This is a genomic window from Actinoplanes sp. NPDC051475 (assembly GCF_040689425.1).
Classification (GTDB): Bacteria; Actinomycetota; Actinomycetes; order Mycobacteriales; family Micromonosporaceae; genus Actinoplanes.
The window spans coordinates 201,065-222,215 of the sequence record NZ_JBFAZZ010000005.1 but is presented as its reverse complement, the minus strand read 5'-3'; the positions used below and the strand labels follow the sequence as shown (position 1 = coordinate 222,215).

Sequence of the window (21,151 nt, the reverse complement as noted above, 5' to 3'; positions counted from 1 at the left end):
AGGCGCCCGCCGACCCTTCGCGGAAAGGCCTACAAACGTTGAGGATGGCCGCGATGGACGGGCCACCCTAGCCTCGACACGTGATGTCCTCGGGGTCGATCGCCCCGGCCGGTAACTCCCTGCGCTGTTGTGCGCTGCGGGTCGCCGTCGCCGGCACCCGTCCGGCGGCGCAGCTGCCCGGATGGCGCGACGCGGCGCACGTCCGGAGGGTCCGTGCGGTGCTGCGCGGCATGCCGCCACTGGTACGCCCCGACGAGATCGACATGCTGTCGGCGCGCCTGGCGGCGGTGGCCCGGGGCGAGGCGTTCGTGCTCCAGGGCGGCGACTGCGCCGAGACGTTCGCCGGCAACACCGAGGCACACCTGCGAGGCAATCTCGGCCTGCTCACGGCGATGGCGGCCGAGCTGGGCCGCCGATCGGGACTGCCGATCGTGAGCCTGGCCCGGATGGCCGGGCAGTTCGCGAAGCCGCGCTCGGCGCTCACCGACGCGGACGGCCTGCCGGTCTACCGCGGAGACATGATCAACGGCTTCGCAGCCGACCCCGCCGTGCGCGAGCCGGATCCGGATCGGATGCTGCGCGCGTACGGTGCGTCGGCGGCGGCGATCGACGTCCTCCGCCTGTCGGGCGGCGGCGAGGTGTTCACCGCCCATGAGGCGCTGGTCCTCGACTACGAGCGGGCGTTGCTGCGCCGGGGGCCGTTCGCCGGGCGGCACCCGTACAGTGGCTCCGGCCATTTTCTCTGGATCGGCGAGCGGACCCGCGACCTGGACGGGGCGCACATCGCCTTCGCCGAGCTGGTGGCCAACCCCGTCGGCGTGAAGCTCGGCCCCCGCACCACTCCCGAAGAGGCCGTCGAGTACGCGCGGCGCCTCGACCCGCACCGCGTGCCCGGCCGGCTGACGTTGATCTGCCGCATGGGAGCACGGCGCGTACGGGAGGTGCTGCCGCCGATCGTCGAAAAGGTCTCCGCCTCGGGGCACGAGGTGGTGTGGCAGTGCGATCCCATGCACGGCAACACCGTCACCTCGGCCACCGGCCACAAGACGCGCCACGTCGAACGGATCATGGACGAGCTGATGGGCTACCTCGACGTCCACAGCGGACTCGGCACCTTCCCGGGCGGCGTGCACCTCGAGATGACCGGCGACGACGTCACCGAGTGCGTCGGTGGCGAGGTCGTCGAGCACGATCTCGGCGCGCGGTACGAGACCGCGTGCGACCCACGGTTGAACAGCGACCAGGCATGGGAGATTGCCTCGCTGGTCGCCGACCGTGGTATCTACCCGGGACACGAGCAGGCGATGCGTGCCGCCCGGCAGGCCCTCGGCGAGCTCGCCGTCGACTGAAGCCGCCGCCCGACGGCCACGGTGGCCTCGAGGTCCGCGCACGAGGCCGCCCACGCGTCCAGTCCGGCGGCGGTGAACACGCCCCGGCTGAGCACGCCCTGATGGGCGCTGGTCTCGACGAGCACGTGGCCGCCGGGAGCCAGCCATTCCGCGGCGCCGGCGGCGACCCGGCGCTGCACCGCGAGGCCGTCCGAGCCGCCGTCGAAGCTCAGGTGCGGCTCGTACTCGCGGGCCTCGGTCGGCAGGGTGCCGATGTCCGCGGTGGGAACGTAGGGAGCGTTGGCCACGATCAGGTCGACGCGGCCGCGCAAACCCTGCGGGAGCCCGTTGTAGAGGTCACCTTCGTGGACGTGCGCCCGGCTCGCGAACAGCGCCAGGTTGCGGCGCGCGTACGCGGTCTGCAGGGGGTCGATGTCGACGGCGTGGATCTCGGCCCGCGGCAACCGTACGGCCAGGGCCGCGGCCACCGGCGCCGCACCGCAGCACAGCTCCACGATCACCGACGCGTCCCCGCCGACCTGGACGGCCTGCTCCGCGAGGAACTCGGTGCGGCGCCGCGGCACGAACACCCCCGGCGCGACGGCGATCCGCAGCCCGCAGAACGCGGCCCAGCCGACGATGTGCTCCAGCGGTTCGCCGGCGCAGCGCCGTGCCACCATGGCGTCGACGAGCTCCGCACAGCGAGAGGGATCGGCCGCACGTTCGGCGGCGTCGAGGATCAGCTCGGCCTCCTCCGCGGCGAACACACAGCCGGCGGCGCGCAGCGTCGCGACGACGGAGCCGAACAGGGCGCCGAGAGGAGTGCGGGAAGAAGTTTCAGTTGCCGCGCAGGCGGCGTGCACGAGCGTGTCGTTCAAGACGGACCTTCCGGAAGTGAGTCCCGACCGTTGCAGCGTTGATGGGTCTCACCTCCTGAGGTCTGTCGCCGTCAGATACCGGCGAGTGCAAGCGCAACGATAGCCGATCCCGCCGCGGGTGAACACGCCAACGGCGGCGGGATCGGGGATCCGACGGTCAGCGGAAGGCCGGGATGCCGGTCACCGTCCGGCCGATGACCAGCTCGTGGACCTCATCGGTGCCCTCGACCGTGAGGACGGCCTCGAGGTTGGTCATGTGCCGCATCACCGGGTGCGCGAGGGTCAGGCCGCCGGCGCCGAGCATCGTACGGGCGCTGCGAGCCACCTCGATCGCCGAGCGCGCGTTGGCGAGCTTGCCGAGGCTGATCTGCTCGGGTGCCAGCCTGCCGGCCTTCTTGAGCCGGGCCAGCCGCAGCGCGGTCAGGCTCGCATGGGTGAGCTCCACGACCATGTGGGCCAGCTTGCGTTGCGAGAGCTGGAAACCGGCGAGGGGACGGCCGAACTGTTCGCGCTTGCCGGTGTAGTCCAGCGCCGTGGCGTAGCACGTACGAGCCGCGCCGATCACGCCCCAGACGATGCCGAAGCGCGCCTCGTTCAGGCAGGACAGCGCCGGTCCCAGCCCGGGCCCCGGCGCCAGGACCGCGGACGACGGCACGCGGACGTCCTCCAGGAAGATGTCGGTGCTGAGGGAGGCGCGCAGCGAGAGCTTGTCGGTGATCGCGGTGGCGGAGTAGCCGGGTGTCCCGGTGGGGACCAGGAATCCTCGGATGCCGTCCTCGGTCCCGGCCCAGATGACGGCGACGTCCGCGGTGGTGCCGTTGGTGATCCACGTCTTGGACCCGTTCAGCACCCAGTCGTCGCCGTCGCGGCGGGCGACCGTACGCATCGAGCCGGGGTCGGAGCCGGAGCTGGGCTCGGTCAGCCCGAAACACCCGAGCGACTCACCGGCCGCCAGCCTCGGCAGCCACTCCTGCCGCTGTTCCTCGGTGCCCCACCGGTGGATCGCGAACATGGCCAGCGATCCCTGCACCGACACGAGGCTGCGCAACCCGGAGTCCACCGCTTCCAGTTCACGGCACACCACGCCGTAGGCCGCGGGGGAGGCGCCGGCGCAGCCGTAGCCGGTCAGCTGCATTCCGAAAAGGCCCAGTGCGCCGAGTTCCTTGGCGATGTCACGAGGCAGTTCTCCGCGCGCGTACCACTCGTTAACCTGCGGCAGGAATTCCCTCGTGGCGTAAGCGCGAACGGTGTCCCGCACATTCCGTTCGGCGTCGTCCAGTTCGTCGTCAAGGGCGAGGAAATCCTGCGGATCAAGCTGTTTCATGGCCTCAACTCTCGGCGGTCAGATGCGGGTGATGGTCGCGAGCCAGGCCTTGACGCCCTCGGGATTGTTGTTGTTGTCCATCGTCGCCGGCTCGATCGCGTCGACGCGCCATCCGTCGGCGAAGCTCGTGCGGATCTCGTCCTGGCCGACCCGTCGCGGCCCGTTGCCGGGCGGCTGGCGGTCGCTGAAGCAGAGCAGGAACAACCGGGCGTCCGGTGTCATCACGGTGGAGAGGCTGTCGACGTAGCGGGCCCGCTCCTCGTCGCTGAACACGTGGAACAGTCCGGAGTCGAGCGCGGTGTCGAACTGTTCGCCGAGCTCGCCCAGGTTGAACGCGCTGCCGACGAGGAATCGCGCCGACAGCCCGCGCTCCTCGGCCTTGCGCTGCGCGATGGCGATGGCCGCCGAGGCCGGGTCGACGCCGACGGTCGGGAGGCCGAGGGCCGCCGCCATGAGCGCGTGCTCACCGGTGCCGCAACCCGCCTCGAGGACCCGGCCGCGCAGGGCGCCCGATTCGGCGAGCCGGAGCAGCGCCGGCTGCGGGCGGCCGGTGTCCCAGGGCGGCGTCCCGGAGTACTGGGCGTTGAAGTGCTCCGGTGTCAGCCTGCGGCTGAGCCGCCGCGCCAGCATCTCCAGCGTGGTGACCATGTCCTTGAGCTGGTCGGGCTCCTGGATCCCGGCCGCCTCGGCCAGCCGGCCGTCGACCGTCGCGGCGGCCCGGTCGGCGGCGCCGTGGCGGGGGACCGGGCGCACCAGCGTCCGTCCGGGGTCGGCCGGGTCCAATGTGGTCGCCAGCGCGCCGGCGTCCCGCAGGGTGGCGACGGACGCCTCGATGTGGCCGGCCGGAAAGCCGGTGCGTTCGGTGATCTCCGCGACCGACGTCCCCGGGTGGGAGAAGACGTCGGTCATGACGTGGCGGACTCCGACGGGGAGCCGGTTGATGCCCGTCGGGTCGGGGATGGCGTCCTCGCCGATCTTCATCAGCTTGCGTCCCAGGTCGTAAAGCTCGAAGCCGTCCATGGTGGGTCATCGTGGCCGCCGCCGCGAAGGGGCACCATCCCGCATGTTGACGGTGCGCCGGCCGCACCGGCGTCACTAGCAGAGTGAGGGATGCCGGTCCCGTCTCTCCCCGATCTACCGTGACGGCCGAGAACAGTGCCATTCAATGGCCGTACGAGGGAAGTGATCTTTTTGACCTTGACCCAGAGCCAGCGGTCATTGCCCAACTTTCTCGCCTACCTCGACGGGCTGCGCGAGCGCGGAATGGTGCACTACGACGACAAGATCCAGGCCTGGCAGGTGCTGGGGTACCACGACGTCGACCAGGTCCTGCGGGATCCGGCGACCTTCTCTTCAGACGTCGCCGCGCTGGCTCCGAAGCAGAAGGACTTCGACCTCTTCAAGAAGGGCAACTTCGTCCGGATGGACGAGCCGGAGCACCGCAAGCTGCGGACTCTGGTCAGCCAGGCGTTCACGCCCAAGGTCATCGCCAGCCTCGAGCCGCGCATCGAGGAGGTGACCCGGGAGATGCTCGACAAGGCGGACGCCGCCGGCGACCGGTTCGACCTCATCGAGGAGCTCGCGTACCCGCTCCCGTTCATCGTGATCGCCGAGCTGCTCGGCTTTCCCGCATCCGACCAGGCCGTTGTCCGGCGCTGGTCCGACACGTTCTTCGAGCGGCACAACACCGACCCCGAGGAGTCGATGCAGAGGCTCGGCGAGAAGGCGGTCCAGAACGTCGCCCCGATCCTCGGCGAGCTGAACGCGCACATCCTCGAGCACGTCCGCAGGATTCGCGCCCATCGCGGTGACGACCTCACGAGCAAGCTGATGGCCGTCGAGGTGGACGGGGAGCGGCTCGACGACGAGGAGATCGTGGGCTTCATCGGCCTGCTGCTGCTCGCCGGCCACGTCACGGCGACCTCCACACTGGGTAACACCGTCCTCGCCCTCGACGAGAACCCCGAGGCGATGACTCAGCTGCGGTCCGACCTGACGCTCGTGCCGTCGGCCATCGAGGAGTCGATGCGTTTCCGGCCACCGTTCCCGCGTCTCGGCCGGACGGCGACCTGCGACACCGAACTCGGCGGCCAGAAGATCAAGGCCGGCGAGGCCGTCCTGGTGTGGCTGACCACCGCCAACCGTGACCCGGAGGTCTTCGCCGACCCGAACCGGTTCGACATCTCCCGCAAGCCCAACCCGCACCTGACCTTCGGGCACGGCATCCACTTCTGCCTTGGCGCACCGCTGGCCCGGCTCGAGGTGAAGGTCGCGCTGCGCATCCTGATGGAGCGGTACAGCGACATCCGGATCGCGAACGACGCGCCCGTCGAACTCCGCAATCCCTGGGCCATGATCGGCGTCAACAAACTCCCCGTCGAGGTCCGCCGATCCTGACGCCCGCGAGCCACGTGACCGCACGACCCCACTTATCCGCCGATCGGAGAACCTCGATGGACCAAACGTCCCTGACCATCGTCCCGCAGGACAGTACCGATCCCCGCGAGATCTTCGCGACCGAGACCGCCCGACTGTCCGCGCTGCCGCCGAAGCTGTCCGCGGTGCTGACGGAGATGGAGAGCGTCGCCCGGACCGAGGAGATCCCGATCATCGGCCGCCTCGAGGGCGCCGTCCTGCGCATGCTGGCCGGGCTGCACTGCCGGCCCGGTGCCCGCATCCTCGACATCGGTACGGCCATCGGCTATTCAGCGCTGTGGCTCGCCGACGCGCTCCCGCCGGGCGGCCGGATCGTGAGCATCGAGATCGATCCCGAGCGGGCCGCCCGCGCCCAGGACTACATCACGCGGGCCGGTTACGCGGACCGCATCCAGGTGATGGTCGGTGACGCGTTCGAGCTCATCCCGCAGCTCGGCACGTTCGACCTGATCTTCCAGGACGTCATGAAGCACCGGTACTTCGGCAGCGACGCGTTTCTGGCCCTGGAGCTGCTGAAGCTCAGCACGTCGCACCTGGCCGGCGGCGGCGTCATGATCATCGACAACGCGTTCTGCGGTGGCAAGGTCTTCGAGACCGACAACGCCGACACGGTCAACCAGGTGATCGGCGTCCGCAACCTGAACGAGGCGCTGGCGAACGACCCGGCCTTCCAGAGCGTGATCGTGCCGCTGCGCGACGGGCTGTGGGTGGCGCGACGGGTCGACGGCGAGGCCGTCCGCGTCGACTGACATCGCGACGACGACGCGGCCGGGCGGACTGCCCGGCCGTTCCGTCGTTTCACCGGTGCAGCAGCTCCACGGCGCCGCCCAGCCGCTGCGCACCGATGCCCTCGAACAGCGCCCTCGCCGCGGCGTTGCGGTCGTCCACCTCGAGGGATACCGACTCGATCCCGGAACGGTGCAACGAGCCGAGCATCTCGGCCAGCATCGCCCGGGCCACCCCGCGACGCCGGTACGCGGCCCGCACGGCGACCAGCCCCAACCGGTGCCGGCGGGGCACCGCGGCGACCCGCGTCTGTCCTATGTACTGTCCGTCCTGCACCGCGACCACGTACGCCGACGGGTCGACGACTCCGAGCTTCCCGTCCGGGCGGGCGAGCATCTCCACGGGCATGGCCTGCCATCCGACCGTGGCGCTCACCTCTTCGCGCACCACCCGGTCGAGCTCGGTGAGGGGCTTCTCCTCGGCCTGTCCCAGGGGCAGGATCGTCACGCCGGGCGGGGGTGCGACCCGGCCGAGTCCCGTGACGTCCGGGTCGGTGGGGACGGCGTACACGCGCTCCTGCCGGCACACCACGAAGCCGGCGCCCTGCCATCGCTGCTGAGCGTCGCTGTCGTCCGCGTCCACCACCGTGTAGACGGTTCCCGGAAGGTCGGACAGCATCGTGGCGACCAGCTGGTCGAAGACCTCGTCCCGCCAGGAGTCGATGCCGAGGAACACCCGCCCGTCCGGCCGGCGCAGGGCATCGCCGCGTCCCACGACCTCGTCGTCGTCCAGCGCGTGCCAGCGCAGGCCCTCGACGATCCGGTTAATCACCACAGCGTCCTTGTTCACGCCGTGAGTTTAGTGGCCGGTGCCGCACTACTCGACCAAGGGATGTCCGCCCCGGGCGTGCGACCTACCGTGATTGTCATGGCCGATGCGTCCGACCACCTCGTGCTCCGCAACGACGAGAGACAGTATTGCCTCTGGCCCGGATTCGCCGACGTGCCCGCGGGCTGGCACGTGGTGTCCGGCCCCGACAGTCGTTCCGCCTGCCTGACGTTCATCGAACGGACCTGGACCGAGGGGCCGACCTCTACGGCCACCGCCAGGTGACCGGCCTGCCGCTGCGGGGCGTCACGGTCGTGGCGCTCGAACAGGCGGTCGCCGCGCCGATCGCCACGCGGCACCTGGCCGACCTGGGCGCCCGGGTGGTCAAGGTGGAGCGGCCCGACGGCGGCGACTTCGCCCGCCGCTACGACCATGTCGTCGGCGGCCTGTCCAGCCACTTCGTCTGGCTGAACCGCGGCAAGGAGTCGGTGACCCTCGACCTCAAGAAGGCCGACGGGCGGCGGGTCCTCGGCGACCTGCTGGTGGGCGCGGACGTCTTCGTGCAGAACCTCGCACCCGGTGCCGCCGACCGGCTCGGACTCGCCGCCGACGTACTGCGGGCACGGCATCCGGGCCTCGTCACGGTGGACATGAGCGGGTACGGCTCGACCGGCCCGTACCGCAACAAACGCGCGTACGACATGCTCGTCCAGTGCGAGTCCGGCCTGGCATCGGTCACCGGCCCACCCGACCGGGCGGCGAAGGCGGGCATCCCGGCGTCCGACATCGCCGCGGGCATGTACGCGCTCTCCGCGACGCTGGCGGCACTCGTCAGCCGGGCGGGCACCGGCGAGGGCAGCGCCATCGAGATCTCGATGTTCGAGGCGACCGCCGAGTGGATGGGATACCAGCTCTACTACACCCAGTGCGCCGGGCAGGCGCCGCAGCGGGCGGGCCTGTCCCACCCCAGCGTGGCCCCGTACGACGCCTACCCGACCGCGGACTACCAGGAGGTCCTGATCGGGGTGCAGAACGACCGCGAATGGTCCCGGTTCGCCGCCGGCTTCCTCGAGCGGCCCGAGCTGGCGGACGACCCCGGGTGGGCCACCAACGTCGCGCGGGTGCGCCATCGCAGGGTCGTCGACGCGCTCGTCGCCGGGCGTACGGCCACACTGGGGGCCGAGGAGATCATCAAACGGCTGGATGCCCTCGACGTCGCCTCGGCTCTGCTCAAGGGCGTACCGGACCTGCTGACCCACCCGCAGCTCGCCGCCCGGGACCGCTGGCGAACGGTGCACACGCCGGCCGGCGAGGTTCGGGGGCTGCTGCCGCCGTTCACGTTCGCCGGCGTCGAACTGCCGACAGGTCCCGTGCCGGCGCTCGGGGAGCACACCGTCGAGGTGCTGTGCGGGCTCGGCTACTCACCGGATCAGATCAAGGAGCTGTCCGCCCTCGGTGCGGTGTGACTCCACCCCTCGGCCGATCGACGAACTTGCGGGGTCGCCTATCCTTGCCGCCGTGTCCAGCACTGAAAGTTCCTCCGGACCGGGCCTCGGCGGCAAGATCCTCCGGGCCTCCCTCGGCCTGGTCGTCGTCGCGGCGGCGGCCGGGGTCGCCGCCCGCTCGATCGGTATCTGGCGGCTCGGCGACCCGGTCGACCCGCCCGCCAAGGTCCGGCCGGTGGCCGAGCCCGTGGCCGCGACCGGCAAAACGGTGACGATCCTGGCAGCCGGGGCGATCCTGCCCACTCCGGAAGTCTGGGACCAGGCCCGCCGCGACGGCGGCGGGAACGGCTTCGACTTCGCGCCGATGATGTCCGGCGCGAGGAAGACCGTCTCCGCCGCCGACCTGGCCCTCTGCCACCTGGGCACGCCGCTGGCCGCCGAGGGGCCGTTCTCCGGGCCGCCGCGCTACAACGCACCGGCCGGCATCGCCGAGGCCATCGCCGACACCGGCTTCGACGGCTGTGCGACCGCCGCCGAGCACGCATTCGACCGGGGTCCGGCGGGGCTGGCGCGCACCGTCGATGCGCTGGAACGGGCCAAAGTAGGGCATTCCGGCACGTACAAGAGCAAGGGGCAGTCGAAGCAGCCCCGGCTCTACACCGCCGACGGCGTGAAGGTCGCGCACCTGAGCTACACCCTCACCCTGAACGGCGGCAAGCTGCCGGCGGAGCGGGACTGGTCGGTCGCCAAGGCCACCGAGGACGAGGTCAAGGCCGACGCCCGGGCCGCCCGGCAGGCCGGTGCCTCGATCGTCGTGGTGAGCGTGGACTGGGGTTCCGAGGGGGAGCACGAGCCGGACGTCGACCAGCAGAAGCTCGCCCGTGCGATCGCGACCATGGACGACGTGGACATCGTCTTCGGCTTCGGCGCGCACGTCGTCCAGCCGGCCGAGCGCATCGGCGACAAATGGGTCCTTTACGGACTCGGCGACTTCCTCTCCCGCGACCCCCAGCCGGTCAACGGCAACCGGGAGGGGAGCATGATGCGCGTCACTTTCTCGCCCGGCGACCAGAACGACGGCTGGAAGGTACGCGCCGTCGAGGCGCTGCCCACCTTCATCGACCTCAACCCTGGTATCCGCGTCGTCGATCTCGAGCAGGCCCTTGCCGATCCGGCCGTTCCCGCAGGTCGGCGGCGGATCTACGAGGCCGCGGTGGAGCGCATCGAAAGCCATGTGCTGAACCGTGGCGGCGCGGGGACCGTGCTGAGGGTCCGGGCTACCTCGAGGTAACAAAAATCTTCTGAATCCGCCCCATACCATCACGACCGGCATATTTCGAGGTGCCACGCCGACGGCAGGCGTTGTTATAGTCCCGTGCGCATCGCGGATGCCGGCAGCACCAATCGGGGAGTGAAGCCGGCCGAAAATCACCCGCATTCCTCCATTCCCCGAGATCGGGCGGGGGCCTGCATTGACCGCGGTTGACATCCGTGAGGCGTCACCGAACGGGCCGGAGACGCACGTCCTCTCCACCGACCAACTCGTCACGTGGCGCTGGCGGGCACTCACCCAGCAGCTGCCGACGGCCGGCTTCCCCGCCGGCTCGCAGGCACCGACGCTGGTCTACCTGTGGACGACCATCCTCGTCGTGGCGGTCACCGTCCTGGGTTTCGCGGTGTTCGACCGCGACGACGTGCCGACCGCCGTGCTCGACTCCCAGCAGGACCTCATGGTCAAGGTCTCGCGCAGCCTGACGCTGAGCCTCATCGCCGCCGACGACGCGTTCGACCAGACCGCGGAGGTGCTGCGTAGCGGGGCGCCCGCCGCCCCCGCGACGCTCGCCCGGCTGACCGGCGACGAGGCGTCCTGGGCCGGCGTGGCGGTCATCCAGCCCAGCACCCGCAAGGTCGTCGCGGCCAGCGCCGAGGCCGTGCCGCTCAACCTGATCGCCGGCGGGTCGCTGCCCGAGGGCAACTCGGCGGTCATGACGACCAACGGCCCGGCGGTCATCCGGGCTGTCGCGATCGGCGACGACCGGATGCTCGTCGGCCTCCAGCCGTTGCTGCTGCGCAGCCTCCGGCTCAACCCGGACGGCAAGCACGGGGTGTACGTGCTGACCAGCGCCGGCGACACCTACCTCGCCCAGGGCGTCGACGCCGTCCCCGCCGGACTCCGCAAGGAGCTGTTCGAGGGCATACCGCACATCAACTCCAGCCGCAGCGAGGTCGTACGGGTCAAAGAGTGGTCCGGCGAGGCGCTGGTGGTGTCCGGCGCACCGGTGGGGGACACCGGCTTCGTGGTGGCCTCCGTCATCGTCGCCCAGGTCACCCCCGGCACCTCGCTGTTCCACGGCCTGGTGCTCGCGCTCGTCGTGGCGCTGACGGCCCTTCTGGCGTACGCCCTCATGCGCGCCTCCCTGGTCAAGCCGCTGCAACACCTCCTGCACCAGGCCAAGCTGGACGCCTGCGGGGCGATCACCAAGGACCGCCGCGCACTGCGGGTCCGCGAGGGGTCCCAGGTGGCGCAGGCGTTGGCCGTCTCGTCCGGAAACCGCCTGCGGGCCAACAAGTGGCGGCCGACCGTGCTGCAGGGTCTCCTGCTCGCCGCGCTCGTGGCGCTGCTCGGGCCGGCCTTCGGGGTGGCGGTGGCCGTGACCCAGCCGGGTACGACCGTGCCGGTCCAGCTCAACCGGGACGAGGAGAGCAGGGTCGAGGCGATCAGCAGCACCCTGGGCAACGCGCTGAGCAGTGGACTGCAGACGGTGGAACACCTCAGCCGCGCCCAGGCGACGACGGCCGGTGACCCGGCTGTGGCGGCGCTCAAGGAGGCGCTGGCCGACAACCACCGGCTGCGCGGGGTCTACCTGGTCGCCGCCGACGGCAAGCCGGAGTCCTCGGCCGGCCGCCCGTCGCTGCGCGCGGCCCAGCCGCTGCCCGGCCAGGGCGGCGTGGTGCTGGATCCCGCCGTCAACCGGCTGCCGGTGGTGTACGCGTACCAGGTGCGCGACGACGGCCGGGCGTTCGTGGCCGAGTTCGACATCGACTACCTGCTCGGCCTGATGCGCAGCGCCGACGGCCGGGCCGTGGTGGCCGACCCCGACCTGCGCACCATCCTGGACTCGCAGGGATACCGCGCGTTCCAGCCGCTGCGGGACCCGACCGTGCGGGAGGCCGCGGTCGCGGCGCTGTCCGGCGACACCATCTCCCGCTCGAAGGACGTGGACGGCCGGCCCGCCCTCGTGGCCGGCGCGGCGGTCACCAACCCGGACGTCGCTCACCTGGAATGGGTGGTGGTGCTGGACCGCAACGCCGACACCCTGCAACTGCCGAGCATGCTGGAGCGGCGCTGGGCGCTGCTGACGGCGGCGGCCGTGACGGCGATCCTCGTGGTCACCCTGATCTGGATGTACTTCATCTTCGTCCGGCCCCTGCGCCGGCTGGCCAACGCCTCGGCCCGGATCGTCCAGGGCGACTTCGACGAGCCCGTGACGCCGCAACGTCACGACGACGTCGGCGCCATCGCGATGTGCCTGGAAATCTGCCGGCAGGTCCGGCACACCGGGTCGGCTCGCTTCGGCGGCGCGACCCGGCTGCGCGGCTCCGCTGCGAACTTCACGGCGGTGCTGCCCCGGCCCCGCATTCCGAACCAGCGCGAGCGCTGAGGAAGGGGCCGGCCATGTGGTACCTCTACACCGTCTTCACGCTGTGCTGCCTGACCCTGGTGGTCGCGGGCGTGATCGAGCAGCGCAACCATGAGCGCAACCTGAAGACCATCCCGCACCGCGTCCTGGTCAACGGCATCCGCGGCAAGAGCTCGATCACCCGGCTCTGCGCCGGCGCGCTGCGCGGCGGCCACCTCCGCGTGATCGCCAAGACCACGGGCACCGCCGCGCGCTTCGTGTTCCCGGACGCCACCGAGGAGCCCGTGCACCGCAAGTTCGGCATCGCCAACGTGGTGGAGCAGATCGGCATCGTCCGCCGGGCGGCCGTCTACCACCCGGACGCGCTGGTCATCGAGTGCATGGCGGTCATGCCGGCACTGCAGGAGATCAATCAGAGCAAGCTCATCAAGTCGGACATCGGCGTGCTCTGCAACGTGCGCGAGGACCATCTGGCCGAGATGGGGCCGACCCTGGACGACGTGGCGCGCTCCCTGAGCCGTTCCATGCCGGTCGGCGGCATCTGTGTGACGGCCGAGAAGGAGCGCCTGCACATCCTCCAGGAGGAGGCGGACAAGCGGCGCTGCCGGCTGATCGCCGTCGATCCCGAGTCGGTGCACGACGAGGAGATGCGGCAGTTCGGCTGGATCACGTTCAAGGAGAACGTCGCGATCGCCCTGGCCGTCGCCGAACTCCTCGGGGTCGATCGGCCCAGCGCCCTGCAGGGCATGTGGGACGCGCCACCCGACCCGGGCGTGCTGTCGGTGTCCCGGGTGCGCCAGGGCACCAAGCGGATCGCCTTCGCGAACGTCTTCGCCGCGAACGACCCCGAGTCCACGCTGATGAACATCCGGCAGCTGGAGAGCCAGCGGCTGATCGGGCGCCCGCTGGCCATGTTGATCAACTGCCGGCCGGACCGGGTCGAACGCAACGGCCAGATGGGTACGCTCGCCGGCGAGGTCGCCCCGGACCGGGTGATCCTCATCGGCGAACCGACCCGCAGCGCCAAGTCGGCCGTGCCCGACGAGCTCCAGTCCCGAGTCGTCGACCTCGGCGGCAAGCTGCCGCCGGAGCGCCTGCTCGAAGAGGTGCTGCTGGCGGTGCCGGACCTCGGTTCCATCGTGGCCGTGGGCAACATCCACGGCCAGGGCGAGGTGCTGCTGCACGAGCTCGGTTCGCTCCCCGGCTGGACGTCGAACGAGACCCACGACGCGCACGAACCCCGTATCCCCGCCCAACGGCAGACAGGAATCCTACGATGATCTTGGGCGGCGAGCTCAGCGCGCAGCTCTCCACCGCGTGCCTCGGCATCGGGTTGGTCTTCGCGCTGCTCTGCTATCTCACGACGAACCTCTCGCCGGGCGGCATGATCACCCCGGGGTGGATCGCCCTGGCCCTCATCGAGGACCCGCCGCAGGCCGCCGTGATGCTCGTGATGACCGTGGTGACGTACGTGCTGACCCGCATCATGCAGCGCTTCGTGATCCTCTACGGCAAGCGGCTGTTCGCGGCCATCGTGCTGCTCAGCGTCTTCCTGCAGCTCACCCTCTTCGTGCTCGTGCAGCGTGACCTGCCGTTGCTTTTCGCCCACCAGACCCTGGGCTTCGTCGCCCCGGGCCTGATCGCCTACCAGCTCGTCCGCCAGCCGCCGAAGGCGACGATCCTGGCGACCACGATGGTGACCGGCCTGACCTACGCGGTCGCCATCACCGGCGTGGTCGCCGGCTTCGTCCCGGCGACCTGACCCTGGAGACAGACCGAGCATGCGCATCTCACATCGCACCTCCGCCCCCCTCGCCGTGGCGGGCGTCGTCCTGCTGCTCGGCGCCGGCGCCGTCGTGTTCGGCGGCTCCCGGCTCGCCCTCGCGCACCAGCGCGAGATCAGCGTCGGCGCCGCCGCCGAGGCGGGGAAGGAGACGACGTCCGCCCTCCTCGCCCAGTACGTGCTGCGCAGGAAGTCCGACCCGGACCGCACCGAGATCCTCACCAAGCAGGGCAAGCTCGTCGCGGTGATGACCGACGGCGCCCGCACCGCGCACCTGCAGGGCCCGCAGCGAACCATCGCGGAACCCCGGTTCACCCCGGCCAAGATCATCACGACCGAGTGGGTGCGGCTGGCACCGAAGCCGTGGACAGCGGCCGCCGCGAACGAGGAGTGGTTCGCCACCTGGTTCACCAAGGCGCTCGTCGACAAGTCGCCGGACATCCTCGGCATCGCCATGCAGTACATGTACGGCGCGCCGCCGAAGAAGGACGCCGAGGGCAAGCAGTACAGCGGCGACGCCTCGTTCGGCCCGCTCTCCGACATCGACCCGGACGGCCGTGCGGAGAACTCCGACTTCTACGACTACCTGGGCGTCCCGTGGGAGTTCCCGGACGGCGTCAAGGAGAAGCCGTCGGAGACGCACCGGCTGAGCCTGGACTGCTCCGGCTTCCTCCGCATGGTCTACGGCTACCGCAGCGGGTATCCGCTGCTCGGCGTCGGCGTCGGCATCGAGCCCGGTGAAAAGCGGCAGCAAGAGATCGCCCATACCGTCAAGGAGCCGGGACTCCCGCGCTCGGCGTGGGCGATCGCCGACTTCGGGCCCGGCGTCCAGCTGATGCCGAACACCGGCAAGCGAGCCGCGAACATCGACCGGCTCCTGCCCGGTGACCTCCTCCTGTTCAACGCGGGCCCGGTGCAGAACAAACACATCGAGCACTCCGGCCTCTACCTCGGCGTCGACGACCGCGGCCACCGCCGGTTCCTCTCCAGCCGCAGCCAGGCGAACGGCCCGACGATGGGCGACCTGCACGGCGAATCCATCCTCGACGGTTCGGGCTTCTGGGCCATCCGGCTGCGTACCGCCCGCCGCCTCTGACGTCCCGTCGCCGCCTGGCGGCTCAGCCGTTCCAGGCGGCGACGACGGCGTCCCGCACCAGCTGCCGGCCGCTCTCGTCGCGGCGCAGCCCCCAGCCCAGCTCCAGGTGGACGAACTCGGCACCGTGTTCGGCGGCGGTCGTACCCTGCACGTTAGTGGTGCCCTCGAGGCCGACGCAGTGCGACACCCAGGCCCGGCACACCCGTACGTCCTCGGCCTTGAGCTCGCGCGCGATCCGTACCGCCAACTCGTTCTCCGGGCCGGCACCCGTGGACACCACGGCGTCGGCACCCGGCAGGCTGCGGTCGGCGAACCCGTGCAGCTGCAGCTGAGGCACGCCGCGCTCGGCGAACTCCTCGCTGAAGACGTGGAACATCGACCGGTCGTTGTGCGCGACGTCGGCGTCGTCGCCCTCGGCCTGACGGTGCGCGCCGGCGATCAGCATCGCGCTGCCCGGTAGGCGGCGGAAGAGATCCAGCCCGAGCTTCTCGGTATTCAGGTCGTACGCCGGATGCGGCACCTCGACCACCGACCGGATCGGCACGGACGGCTCGACGAGCAGCCCGCCCCAGCCGGTGTCCTCGTCGGCCCGGTAGAACGTGAACTTCCGGCCGTCGGTCGCCTGCACACCGTGAACGGCCCGGAAGCCGACGCCGCTCAGCAGCTTGGCGGGCGGCTCCGTACCCCCGTCGATCAGCTGGCCCACCGCCTGGCGGGCAGCTTGCCGCTCGGCCTTGCGCGGATCGCGATAGGGGCCGTCCGGCGACAGGGAGGCAACCAGCGAGTCGATCATCACGTCGAGGTTGCCCCGGTCGTCGCCGTCGTCGCCGGTCCGCGAGCAGCCCAGGGCGGTGGCGGCGAGCGCGGCGATCAGCAACCCGGCGGTGGACCGCCGCCCCAGCCTCTGGTGGCGCAGCGTCAGGTGGCGGGGAAGCGGCACGGCGGCAGCCTATCCGACCGGATCAACGACCCCCATGCATGTGACAGGTGCCACTCAGCGGCCACGGAGCACGGCGACGCCGTCGCCGGTGAGGTCGTCGAGGGCGACGGACCGTCCGGTCATCGCCATCACCAGGGCGACCATGGGCCCGGCAACCTCCGGACCGGTACCGTGCCGCCAGTCGCTGTCGGTGGCTCTGAGGGTGACCCCGCCGATGCGGCTCTTGGCGCCGATGAGCATGTCGCTGCCCTTGTAGAAGTCGGCGACCGCGACCAGGTGCGCGATCGGGTGATCGCGGTAGCCCCCGAGGGCGCGGAAGATGTCCTCGCCGTGCACGATCGTCTCGCCCAGCCAGGACAGCGTCGGCCCGGGCGGTGCGGTGCGCGCATCGACCCGGTCCCGCAGCAGCTGGACGAGGTCGGCATCGGTGCGGCCCGAGGTGACGGCGGCGATCTCCTTGCCCACCATCGCGTCGAACCGGAAGCCGCTGCCGATCAGCTTGCCGAAGAAGCGGGGCGGCGTCATGGACGCCGTGGCGATGATGTGGCCGACGACGTCGCGGACGGTCCATCCGGGGCACAACGACGGCTGGTCCCACGCCGACGGCGGGAGGGCGGCCAGTGCCTCGACCAGCGCCGCCCGCTCCGAGCGGATCATCTGCCAGGTGTCCATCGTCGACTCCGTCTCCAGTGTGTCGGTCAGGTGGTCTCGAGCAGGGCCTTGATCCGGGCCAGATCGGCGCGGTTGGCACGGCGCATAGCCGTCGCCATGACCGGCGCGGTCACCCGGGAGAAGCCGGACGGCTCGCCACGGTTGCGCAGCGTCATCCGGGTGCCGCCGCCCTCGGCCGGTTGCCAGGTGTAGGTGGTCTCCATCGGGAACGGCCCCTGCGCGGTGCGCATCACCAGCCGCGCCCCGGGCTCGTACTCGACGATCTCATAGGTGTATCGGAGGGTGCGGCCGAGGAACTGTGCCTGAAATGTCAGCTTGCTGCCCACACGCAGCGGCGGCGCGGTCTCCCACTCCACCGACGCGATGTTGGCGTACCAGCGCGGAGCGTTGCCGGGATCCGCCGCGTAGGCGGCGACCTCGGCCGGCTGCCGGGCGATCACGGTCTCGGTTAGTACGTCGACTGCCATCACGCCTCCCTCGCCCGCCGATCCTATCGGCGCCGCCCGGGTCCGGGCCGCTGAACGCGCTGGTCGGAGCGGCGCCGACACGGATGGCAGGCGTCGGACGTACACACCGCCCTTGTTCCTGAGTAACCTCATTTGGACGGCTCTCGACGCCCTGACGAGGTGGTGGCCCATGACGGACCGGTCGGAGTACTCGACGGGTCCGGGGTCCGCTTCGGCGAGCCGGTCGGGGAAGGCCGACCTCGAGGAATCGTTGCACCGGGCACAGCAGGGCGTGATCGACGCGGAAGTGCGGGTCAGCCGTCGGGCGGTGCTGGCCGGTTTCCGTGAGCGGCTGCTCACGGTGCCGGACACCCTGGTCGCAGGGGACTTTCTGACCCTGGTTGATCTACCGACGCTGCACATGGCGGTCATCATCGCTGCCGCGGGCGTCGCCGACGGTTGCGATCTCCAGGTCTACGACCCTCGCAGGAAAACGTTACGGATCGCTTGCCATCGTGGGTTCTCGCAGACGTTTTTGGACTACTTCGCCACAGTCGACGCGACGGTGGCGTCGGCATGCGGTGCCGCGCTGGACACCGGCGACCCGGTGATGATCGACGACGTCACCGCCAGCCCGATATTCGCGGGGAAGCCGACCCTGCAGGTGATGCTCGACGCGGGTTCCCGCGCGGTGCATTCCTATCCGTTGCGCGACGACCATGGCGGCGTCATGGGCGTGTTGTCGTTGCACTACCGTTCCGTCGGCCGGCATCCGGGCCAGGAGCGCCTGGCCTGGGCGACGGAGCGGGCGATGGCTCGGTTCACGGCGATGTCATCGCCACCGGTCGCCCTGCCGCCGGCTGACACCGCCGAGCTGCGCCCGTCTTGACGACGCCGTCACCGGTCGTCGGTCCAGCCGTGCAGGAGCCGGTCGAGAGCGGCGGGGTCGAGCGGGGCGGCGAAGTGGGCGTCGAATCCGGCGGCCCGGCTCCGACCGCGGTCGCCTCGGTGGCGTGAACATGGCCCGGTTTGCGAGGCCCGGCCGACGGAGTCTCCGCAGACTTGGTGGCAGACGGCGGCGATCACTGCTACTTTTCCGGCGGCCGTGCCGGAGAACGAGGAGGTGGTACCCGTGAACGCAGTATCGACATGGGTGCTCCCCTCCGGGGTCACGGTCGGACGATAGGTCGTCCGGGAGCGCCGTTCACGAGCACTCCCGAAAGGCACGACCATGCAATTCACTTCGGAACAGCGCCTCGACGACGGCGTCCTCGAACGCGAATTCACCCTCGGCGAGATCCCCGGCATCCTGTGGACGCCCGGATCCGCACCGGCTCCCGCCCCGCTGATCCTGGTCGGCCACAACGGCGGCCTGCACAAGCGGGAAGCGCGGCTGGTGGCCCGGTCCCGGCACTCCGCGGCCGAGTACGGCTACGCGGTGGCCGCCATCGACGCCCCCGGGTACGGCGACCGCCCCCTCTCCGCCGCCGACAAGCAGGTCCGCGCCGACCTGCGCCGGGCGAAGGAGGCCGGCGAGCCGCTCGACGAGATCCTCGAGACCCTCATCGTCCCGCTGGTCGAAAAGGTGGTCCCGGAATGGCAGGCCACCCTGGACGCCCTCCTTGCGCTGCCCGAGATCGGCGGCCCGGTCGGGTACTCGGGAATGACCGCCATCGGCATTCAGCTCGCGGTAGTCGAGCCCCGCATCTCGGTCGCCGTCTTCTTCGCCGGAGGATTCGTGCCCGGTGCCCTGCGCAAGGCGGCCCGGCAGGTCACCATTCCGCTGCTGTTCCTGCTGCAGTGGGACGACCAAGGAAACGACCGGAAGCTGGCCCTGGACCTGTTCGAAGCCTTCGGCGCCGAGGAGAAGACGCTGCACGCCAATCTGGGCGGGCACACCGGCACCCCGTGGTTCGAGGTGGAAGACGGGGCCCGGTTCTTCGACCGGCACCTGAAGTGAAGCGAGTGGCACTATTCGCGGTCGAGAGATCAAGCAGCGCATCGGATAGAGGGGGCACCGTGTCATCACGCAAGACCAGCACTCCGCAGTGGGAACAACTACTCGGCGAGGTACGCGAGCTCCACCCGGAGGTGACGGCCGGAGCGATGTTCGGCATGCCCTGCGCAAAGGTCGCGGGCAAGGCCTTCATGGGCTCCTTCGACGGCGGAGTGGTCTTCAAGTTGGATGAGCCGGTCCGCACCGAGGCGTTGCAGCTCTCCGGGTCGCAGCTGTTCGATCCCAGTGGCAGCCGGCCGATGCGCGAGTGGGTCGTCGTCGGCGCGGAGAACCAGGATCGCTGGGAGCGCTACGCCGAGGCTGCCCTGACCAAGGTCAAGCCATCCTGATCGGGATGAACGCATTGACGGCCCGATACGACCGAACACATGAGAAAGCCGCCGACCGGCTATTTACTGGTCAACGGCTTTGAGGCCGGATGAGCCGCAGGTGCCCGGCGGGATACACCCCAGCCCGCCCCCCAGCGTGGGCTCTGAGCTCGGCCCCTGACCCGGCGGCGGCACCGGTCGGACGTTCCCGGGTGCCAGATCACCGCACTGCCCACCGGAGTGACCGGACCGTCCGGGTGGAGCGCCTGCATGATTCCCGCTACGCAGAACTCCAGCGCCGGCGGCTTCCTGAACGCCTTCTACGTCCAAAACCGCGTCATCGAGGCCGACGCCTACTGGGCCTGGACCTGACCCTGTCCCGCGCGAAGCGCGGACCACACTGAACAAAGCTTTCGAGCGATAGGTTGGCCGGCGTGGGTGCACCACAGCAGTTCGAGGCCGCGACAAGCATCGACGCACACCAGTTCCTCGTCGCGGAACGCAACTACATCTTCATCCCAGCGCTCATGGCGGCCAACGGCCTGTTCAGCCTCAGCACCGGCTGCATGACCATCTACGTCGGCGCCAGCAGCGGCCTCGTCACCGTCGCCGTCGAACCACGAACCACGCCCCCGGCCACCACCGAGCTCGACGACTGGGAGGAGATCGGTGAAGGTGACCTCTACGCCGACACCGGAGACGTCATCGTCCGAGCACTCATGGACAACCCACCAGACCTGCCGGCGCTGACTACGCACGGCCCCGGCAACTATCGCGTACGGATCCATGCCAAAGGCCGAGACCTCCGCACCGACCTCGTCGCCTTCGAACCGACCGAGAACTACCTGATCCAAGCCTGGCCCTCACCCGTACCCGCAGACGCCATCACGATCAAGCAATCCGACAGCTACGGCGCCGCCCTACGGCGAACCACCTACACCCACGAGCCGTCCGAGCCGCGCACAGCACCACCGCAACGCGCAAACCCCGTCCAAGCCCCACTCAAGCGGCTCGGTGAGCTGACTCCGCCAAGGGGACACCTGGACTACCTGCGACATGCGTCCGCCGGGCTCGGCTTCACAAACGGGCCCGGCGTTGTCTTCCCGCCCGCTGAAGGTCGCTGCGCCAATCTCTGCCACTAGTCACGGGTAAGCTAGTCCCACGCCAGCCGGTCCGCCGTACTGGGCTTCGGTACGTCCTCGGTACAGATCACCGTAGACGGCCGGACACAGCCGGACAGACGAATAGGGCCGCTGACAGCATCTACGCTGCTCAGCGGGCCC

At 70.4% G+C, this 21,151-nt stretch carries 22 protein-coding genes; 15 read left to right on the top strand and 7 right to left on the bottom strand.

Annotated elements, in window-relative coordinates; genetic code table 11:
* The first annotated feature begins 83 nt into the window (after window positions 1-83).
* Window positions 84-1,349 (top strand): 3-deoxy-7-phosphoheptulonate synthase class II, encoded by a 1,266-nt coding sequence (locus AB0368_RS12800; protein ID WP_366154182.1) that lies wholly within the window; start codon window positions 84-86, stop codon window positions 1,347-1,349.
* Here AB0368_RS12800 and AB0368_RS12795 read toward each other — a convergent pair.
* The 3 genes from AB0368_RS12795 to AB0368_RS12785 form a co-directional block, all read right to left on the bottom strand.
* The gene (locus tag AB0368_RS12795; protein WP_366153997.1) at window positions 1,283-2,206 is read right to left on the bottom strand and encodes a putative protein N(5)-glutamine methyltransferase; all 924 of its coding nucleotides are present in this window, start codon (window positions 2,204-2,206) and stop codon (window positions 1,283-1,285) included. The two genes, AB0368_RS12800 and AB0368_RS12795, sit on opposite strands and share 67 nt — an antisense overlap.
* Before the next feature lie 157 nt (window positions 2,207-2,363).
* Window positions 2,364-3,530 (bottom strand): acyl-CoA dehydrogenase family protein, encoded by a 1,167-nt coding sequence (locus AB0368_RS12790; RefSeq protein ID WP_366153996.1) that lies wholly within the window; start codon window positions 3,528-3,530, stop codon window positions 2,364-2,366.
* 18 nt (window positions 3,531-3,548) lie between these two features.
* The gene (locus AB0368_RS12785) at window positions 3,549-4,550 is read right to left on the bottom strand and encodes a methyltransferase domain-containing protein (protein WP_366153995.1); all 1,002 of its coding nucleotides are present in this window, start codon (window positions 4,548-4,550) and stop codon (window positions 3,549-3,551) included.
* A 177-nt stretch (window positions 4,551-4,727) separates the two neighbouring features.
* Here AB0368_RS12785 and AB0368_RS12780 point away from each other — a divergent pair, with 177 nt between their 5' ends.
* Complete coding sequence (locus AB0368_RS12780) at window positions 4,728-5,927, top strand: cytochrome P450 (protein WP_366153994.1); 1,200 nt, start codon at window positions 4,728-4,730, stop codon at window positions 5,925-5,927.
* A gap of 56 nt (window positions 5,928-5,983) precedes the next feature.
* Window positions 5,984-6,715, top strand: coding sequence for an O-methyltransferase (locus AB0368_RS12775; RefSeq protein ID WP_366153993.1), 732 nt, complete (start codon window positions 5,984-5,986; stop codon window positions 6,713-6,715).
* A gap of 49 nt (window positions 6,716-6,764) precedes the next feature.
* Here the strand turns inward: AB0368_RS12775 and AB0368_RS12770 are convergent, their stop codons facing one another.
* Window positions 6,765-7,541, bottom strand: coding sequence for a GNAT family N-acetyltransferase (locus AB0368_RS12770; RefSeq protein ID WP_366153992.1), 777 nt, complete (start codon window positions 7,539-7,541; stop codon window positions 6,765-6,767).
* A 78-nt stretch (window positions 7,542-7,619) separates the two neighbouring features.
* Here AB0368_RS12770 and AB0368_RS12765 point away from each other — a divergent pair, with 78 nt between their 5' ends.
* The 7 genes from AB0368_RS12765 (at window position 7,620) to AB0368_RS12735 (ending at window position 15,485) form a co-directional block, all read left to right on the top strand.
* The gene (locus AB0368_RS12765; protein WP_366153991.1) at window positions 7,620-7,805 is read left to right on the top strand and encodes an MbtH family protein; all 186 of its coding nucleotides are present in this window, start codon (window positions 7,620-7,622) and stop codon (window positions 7,803-7,805) included.
* Window positions 7,802-8,986: a CaiB/BaiF CoA-transferase family protein gene (locus AB0368_RS12760; protein ID WP_366153990.1), complete on the top strand. Its 1,185-nt coding sequence runs from the start codon at window positions 7,802-7,804 to the stop codon at window positions 8,984-8,986. The genes AB0368_RS12765 and AB0368_RS12760 overlap by 4 nt, the downstream gene beginning before the upstream one ends.
* Window positions 8,987-9,038: 52 nt before the next feature.
* A complete protein-coding gene (locus AB0368_RS12755; protein WP_366153989.1) occupies window positions 9,039-10,256 on the top strand; it encodes a CapA family protein in 1,218 nt (405 codons plus the stop codon).
* 181 nt (window positions 10,257-10,437) lie between these two features.
* Window positions 10,438-12,627, top strand: coding sequence for a HAMP domain-containing protein (locus AB0368_RS12750; protein WP_366153988.1), 2,190 nt, complete (start codon window positions 10,438-10,440; stop codon window positions 12,625-12,627).
* A gap of 14 nt (window positions 12,628-12,641) precedes the next feature.
* Window positions 12,642-13,886, top strand: coding sequence for a poly-gamma-glutamate synthase PgsB (gene pgsB / locus AB0368_RS12745; protein ID WP_366153987.1), 1,245 nt, complete (start codon window positions 12,642-12,644; stop codon window positions 13,884-13,886).
* Window positions 13,883-14,368 carry a poly-gamma-glutamate biosynthesis protein PgsC/CapC gene (locus AB0368_RS12740; protein WP_366153986.1) on the top strand — a complete coding sequence of 162 codons (486 nt, stop codon included), beginning with the start codon at window positions 13,883-13,885 and terminating at the stop codon, window positions 14,366-14,368. The genes pgsB and AB0368_RS12740 overlap by 4 nt, the downstream gene beginning before the upstream one ends.
* Before the next feature lie 19 nt (window positions 14,369-14,387).
* Window positions 14,388-15,485, top strand: coding sequence for an NlpC/P60 family protein (locus AB0368_RS12735; protein WP_366153985.1), 1,098 nt, complete (start codon window positions 14,388-14,390; stop codon window positions 15,483-15,485).
* A gap of 22 nt (window positions 15,486-15,507) precedes the next feature.
* On the opposite strand, the gene AB0368_RS12730 is transcribed toward AB0368_RS12735, so the two are convergent.
* The 3 genes from AB0368_RS12730 to AB0368_RS12720 are packed head-to-tail and all read right to left on the bottom strand — an operon-like array spanning window position 15,508 to window position 17,564.
* On the bottom strand, window positions 15,508-16,425 hold the full coding sequence (locus tag AB0368_RS12730; protein WP_366153984.1) for a hypothetical protein: 918 nt from the start codon (window positions 16,423-16,425) through the stop codon (window positions 15,508-15,510).
* Between the two features lie 54 nt (window positions 16,426-16,479).
* Entirely contained in the window at window positions 16,480-17,097 is a 618-nt protein-coding gene (locus tag AB0368_RS12725; protein ID WP_366153983.1) for a maleylpyruvate isomerase family mycothiol-dependent enzyme, read from the bottom strand.
* Between the two features lie 26 nt (window positions 17,098-17,123).
* Window positions 17,124-17,564 (bottom strand): SRPBCC family protein, encoded by a 441-nt coding sequence (locus AB0368_RS12720; protein WP_366153982.1) that lies wholly within the window; start codon window positions 17,562-17,564, stop codon window positions 17,124-17,126.
* Between the two features lie 271 nt (window positions 17,565-17,835).
* Between AB0368_RS12720 and AB0368_RS12715 the strand changes: the two genes are divergently transcribed.
* The 5 genes from AB0368_RS12715 (at window position 17,836) to AB0368_RS12695 (ending at window position 21,010) form a co-directional block, all read left to right on the top strand.
* Window positions 17,836-18,432, top strand: coding sequence for a GAF domain-containing protein (locus AB0368_RS12715; RefSeq protein WP_366153981.1), 597 nt, complete (start codon window positions 17,836-17,838; stop codon window positions 18,430-18,432).
* Window positions 18,429-18,560: a hypothetical protein gene (locus tag AB0368_RS12710; RefSeq protein WP_366153980.1), complete on the top strand. Its 132-nt coding sequence runs from the start codon at window positions 18,429-18,431 to the stop codon at window positions 18,558-18,560. The genes AB0368_RS12715 and AB0368_RS12710 overlap by 4 nt, the downstream gene beginning before the upstream one ends.
* A 214-nt stretch (window positions 18,561-18,774) precedes the next feature.
* Window positions 18,775-19,503, top strand: a complete 729-nt coding sequence (locus tag AB0368_RS12705) for an alpha/beta hydrolase (protein ID WP_366153979.1) — start codon at window positions 18,775-18,777, stop codon at window positions 19,501-19,503.
* A gap of 59 nt (window positions 19,504-19,562) precedes the next feature.
* The gene (locus tag AB0368_RS12700) at window positions 19,563-19,889 is read left to right on the top strand and encodes a hypothetical protein (protein WP_366153978.1); all 327 of its coding nucleotides are present in this window, start codon (window positions 19,563-19,565) and stop codon (window positions 19,887-19,889) included.
* 413 nt (window positions 19,890-20,302) lie between these two features.
* Window positions 20,303-21,010: a hypothetical protein gene (locus tag AB0368_RS12695; protein WP_366153977.1), complete on the top strand. Its 708-nt coding sequence runs from the start codon at window positions 20,303-20,305 to the stop codon at window positions 21,008-21,010.
* Window positions 21,011-21,151 lie beyond the last annotated feature (141 nt).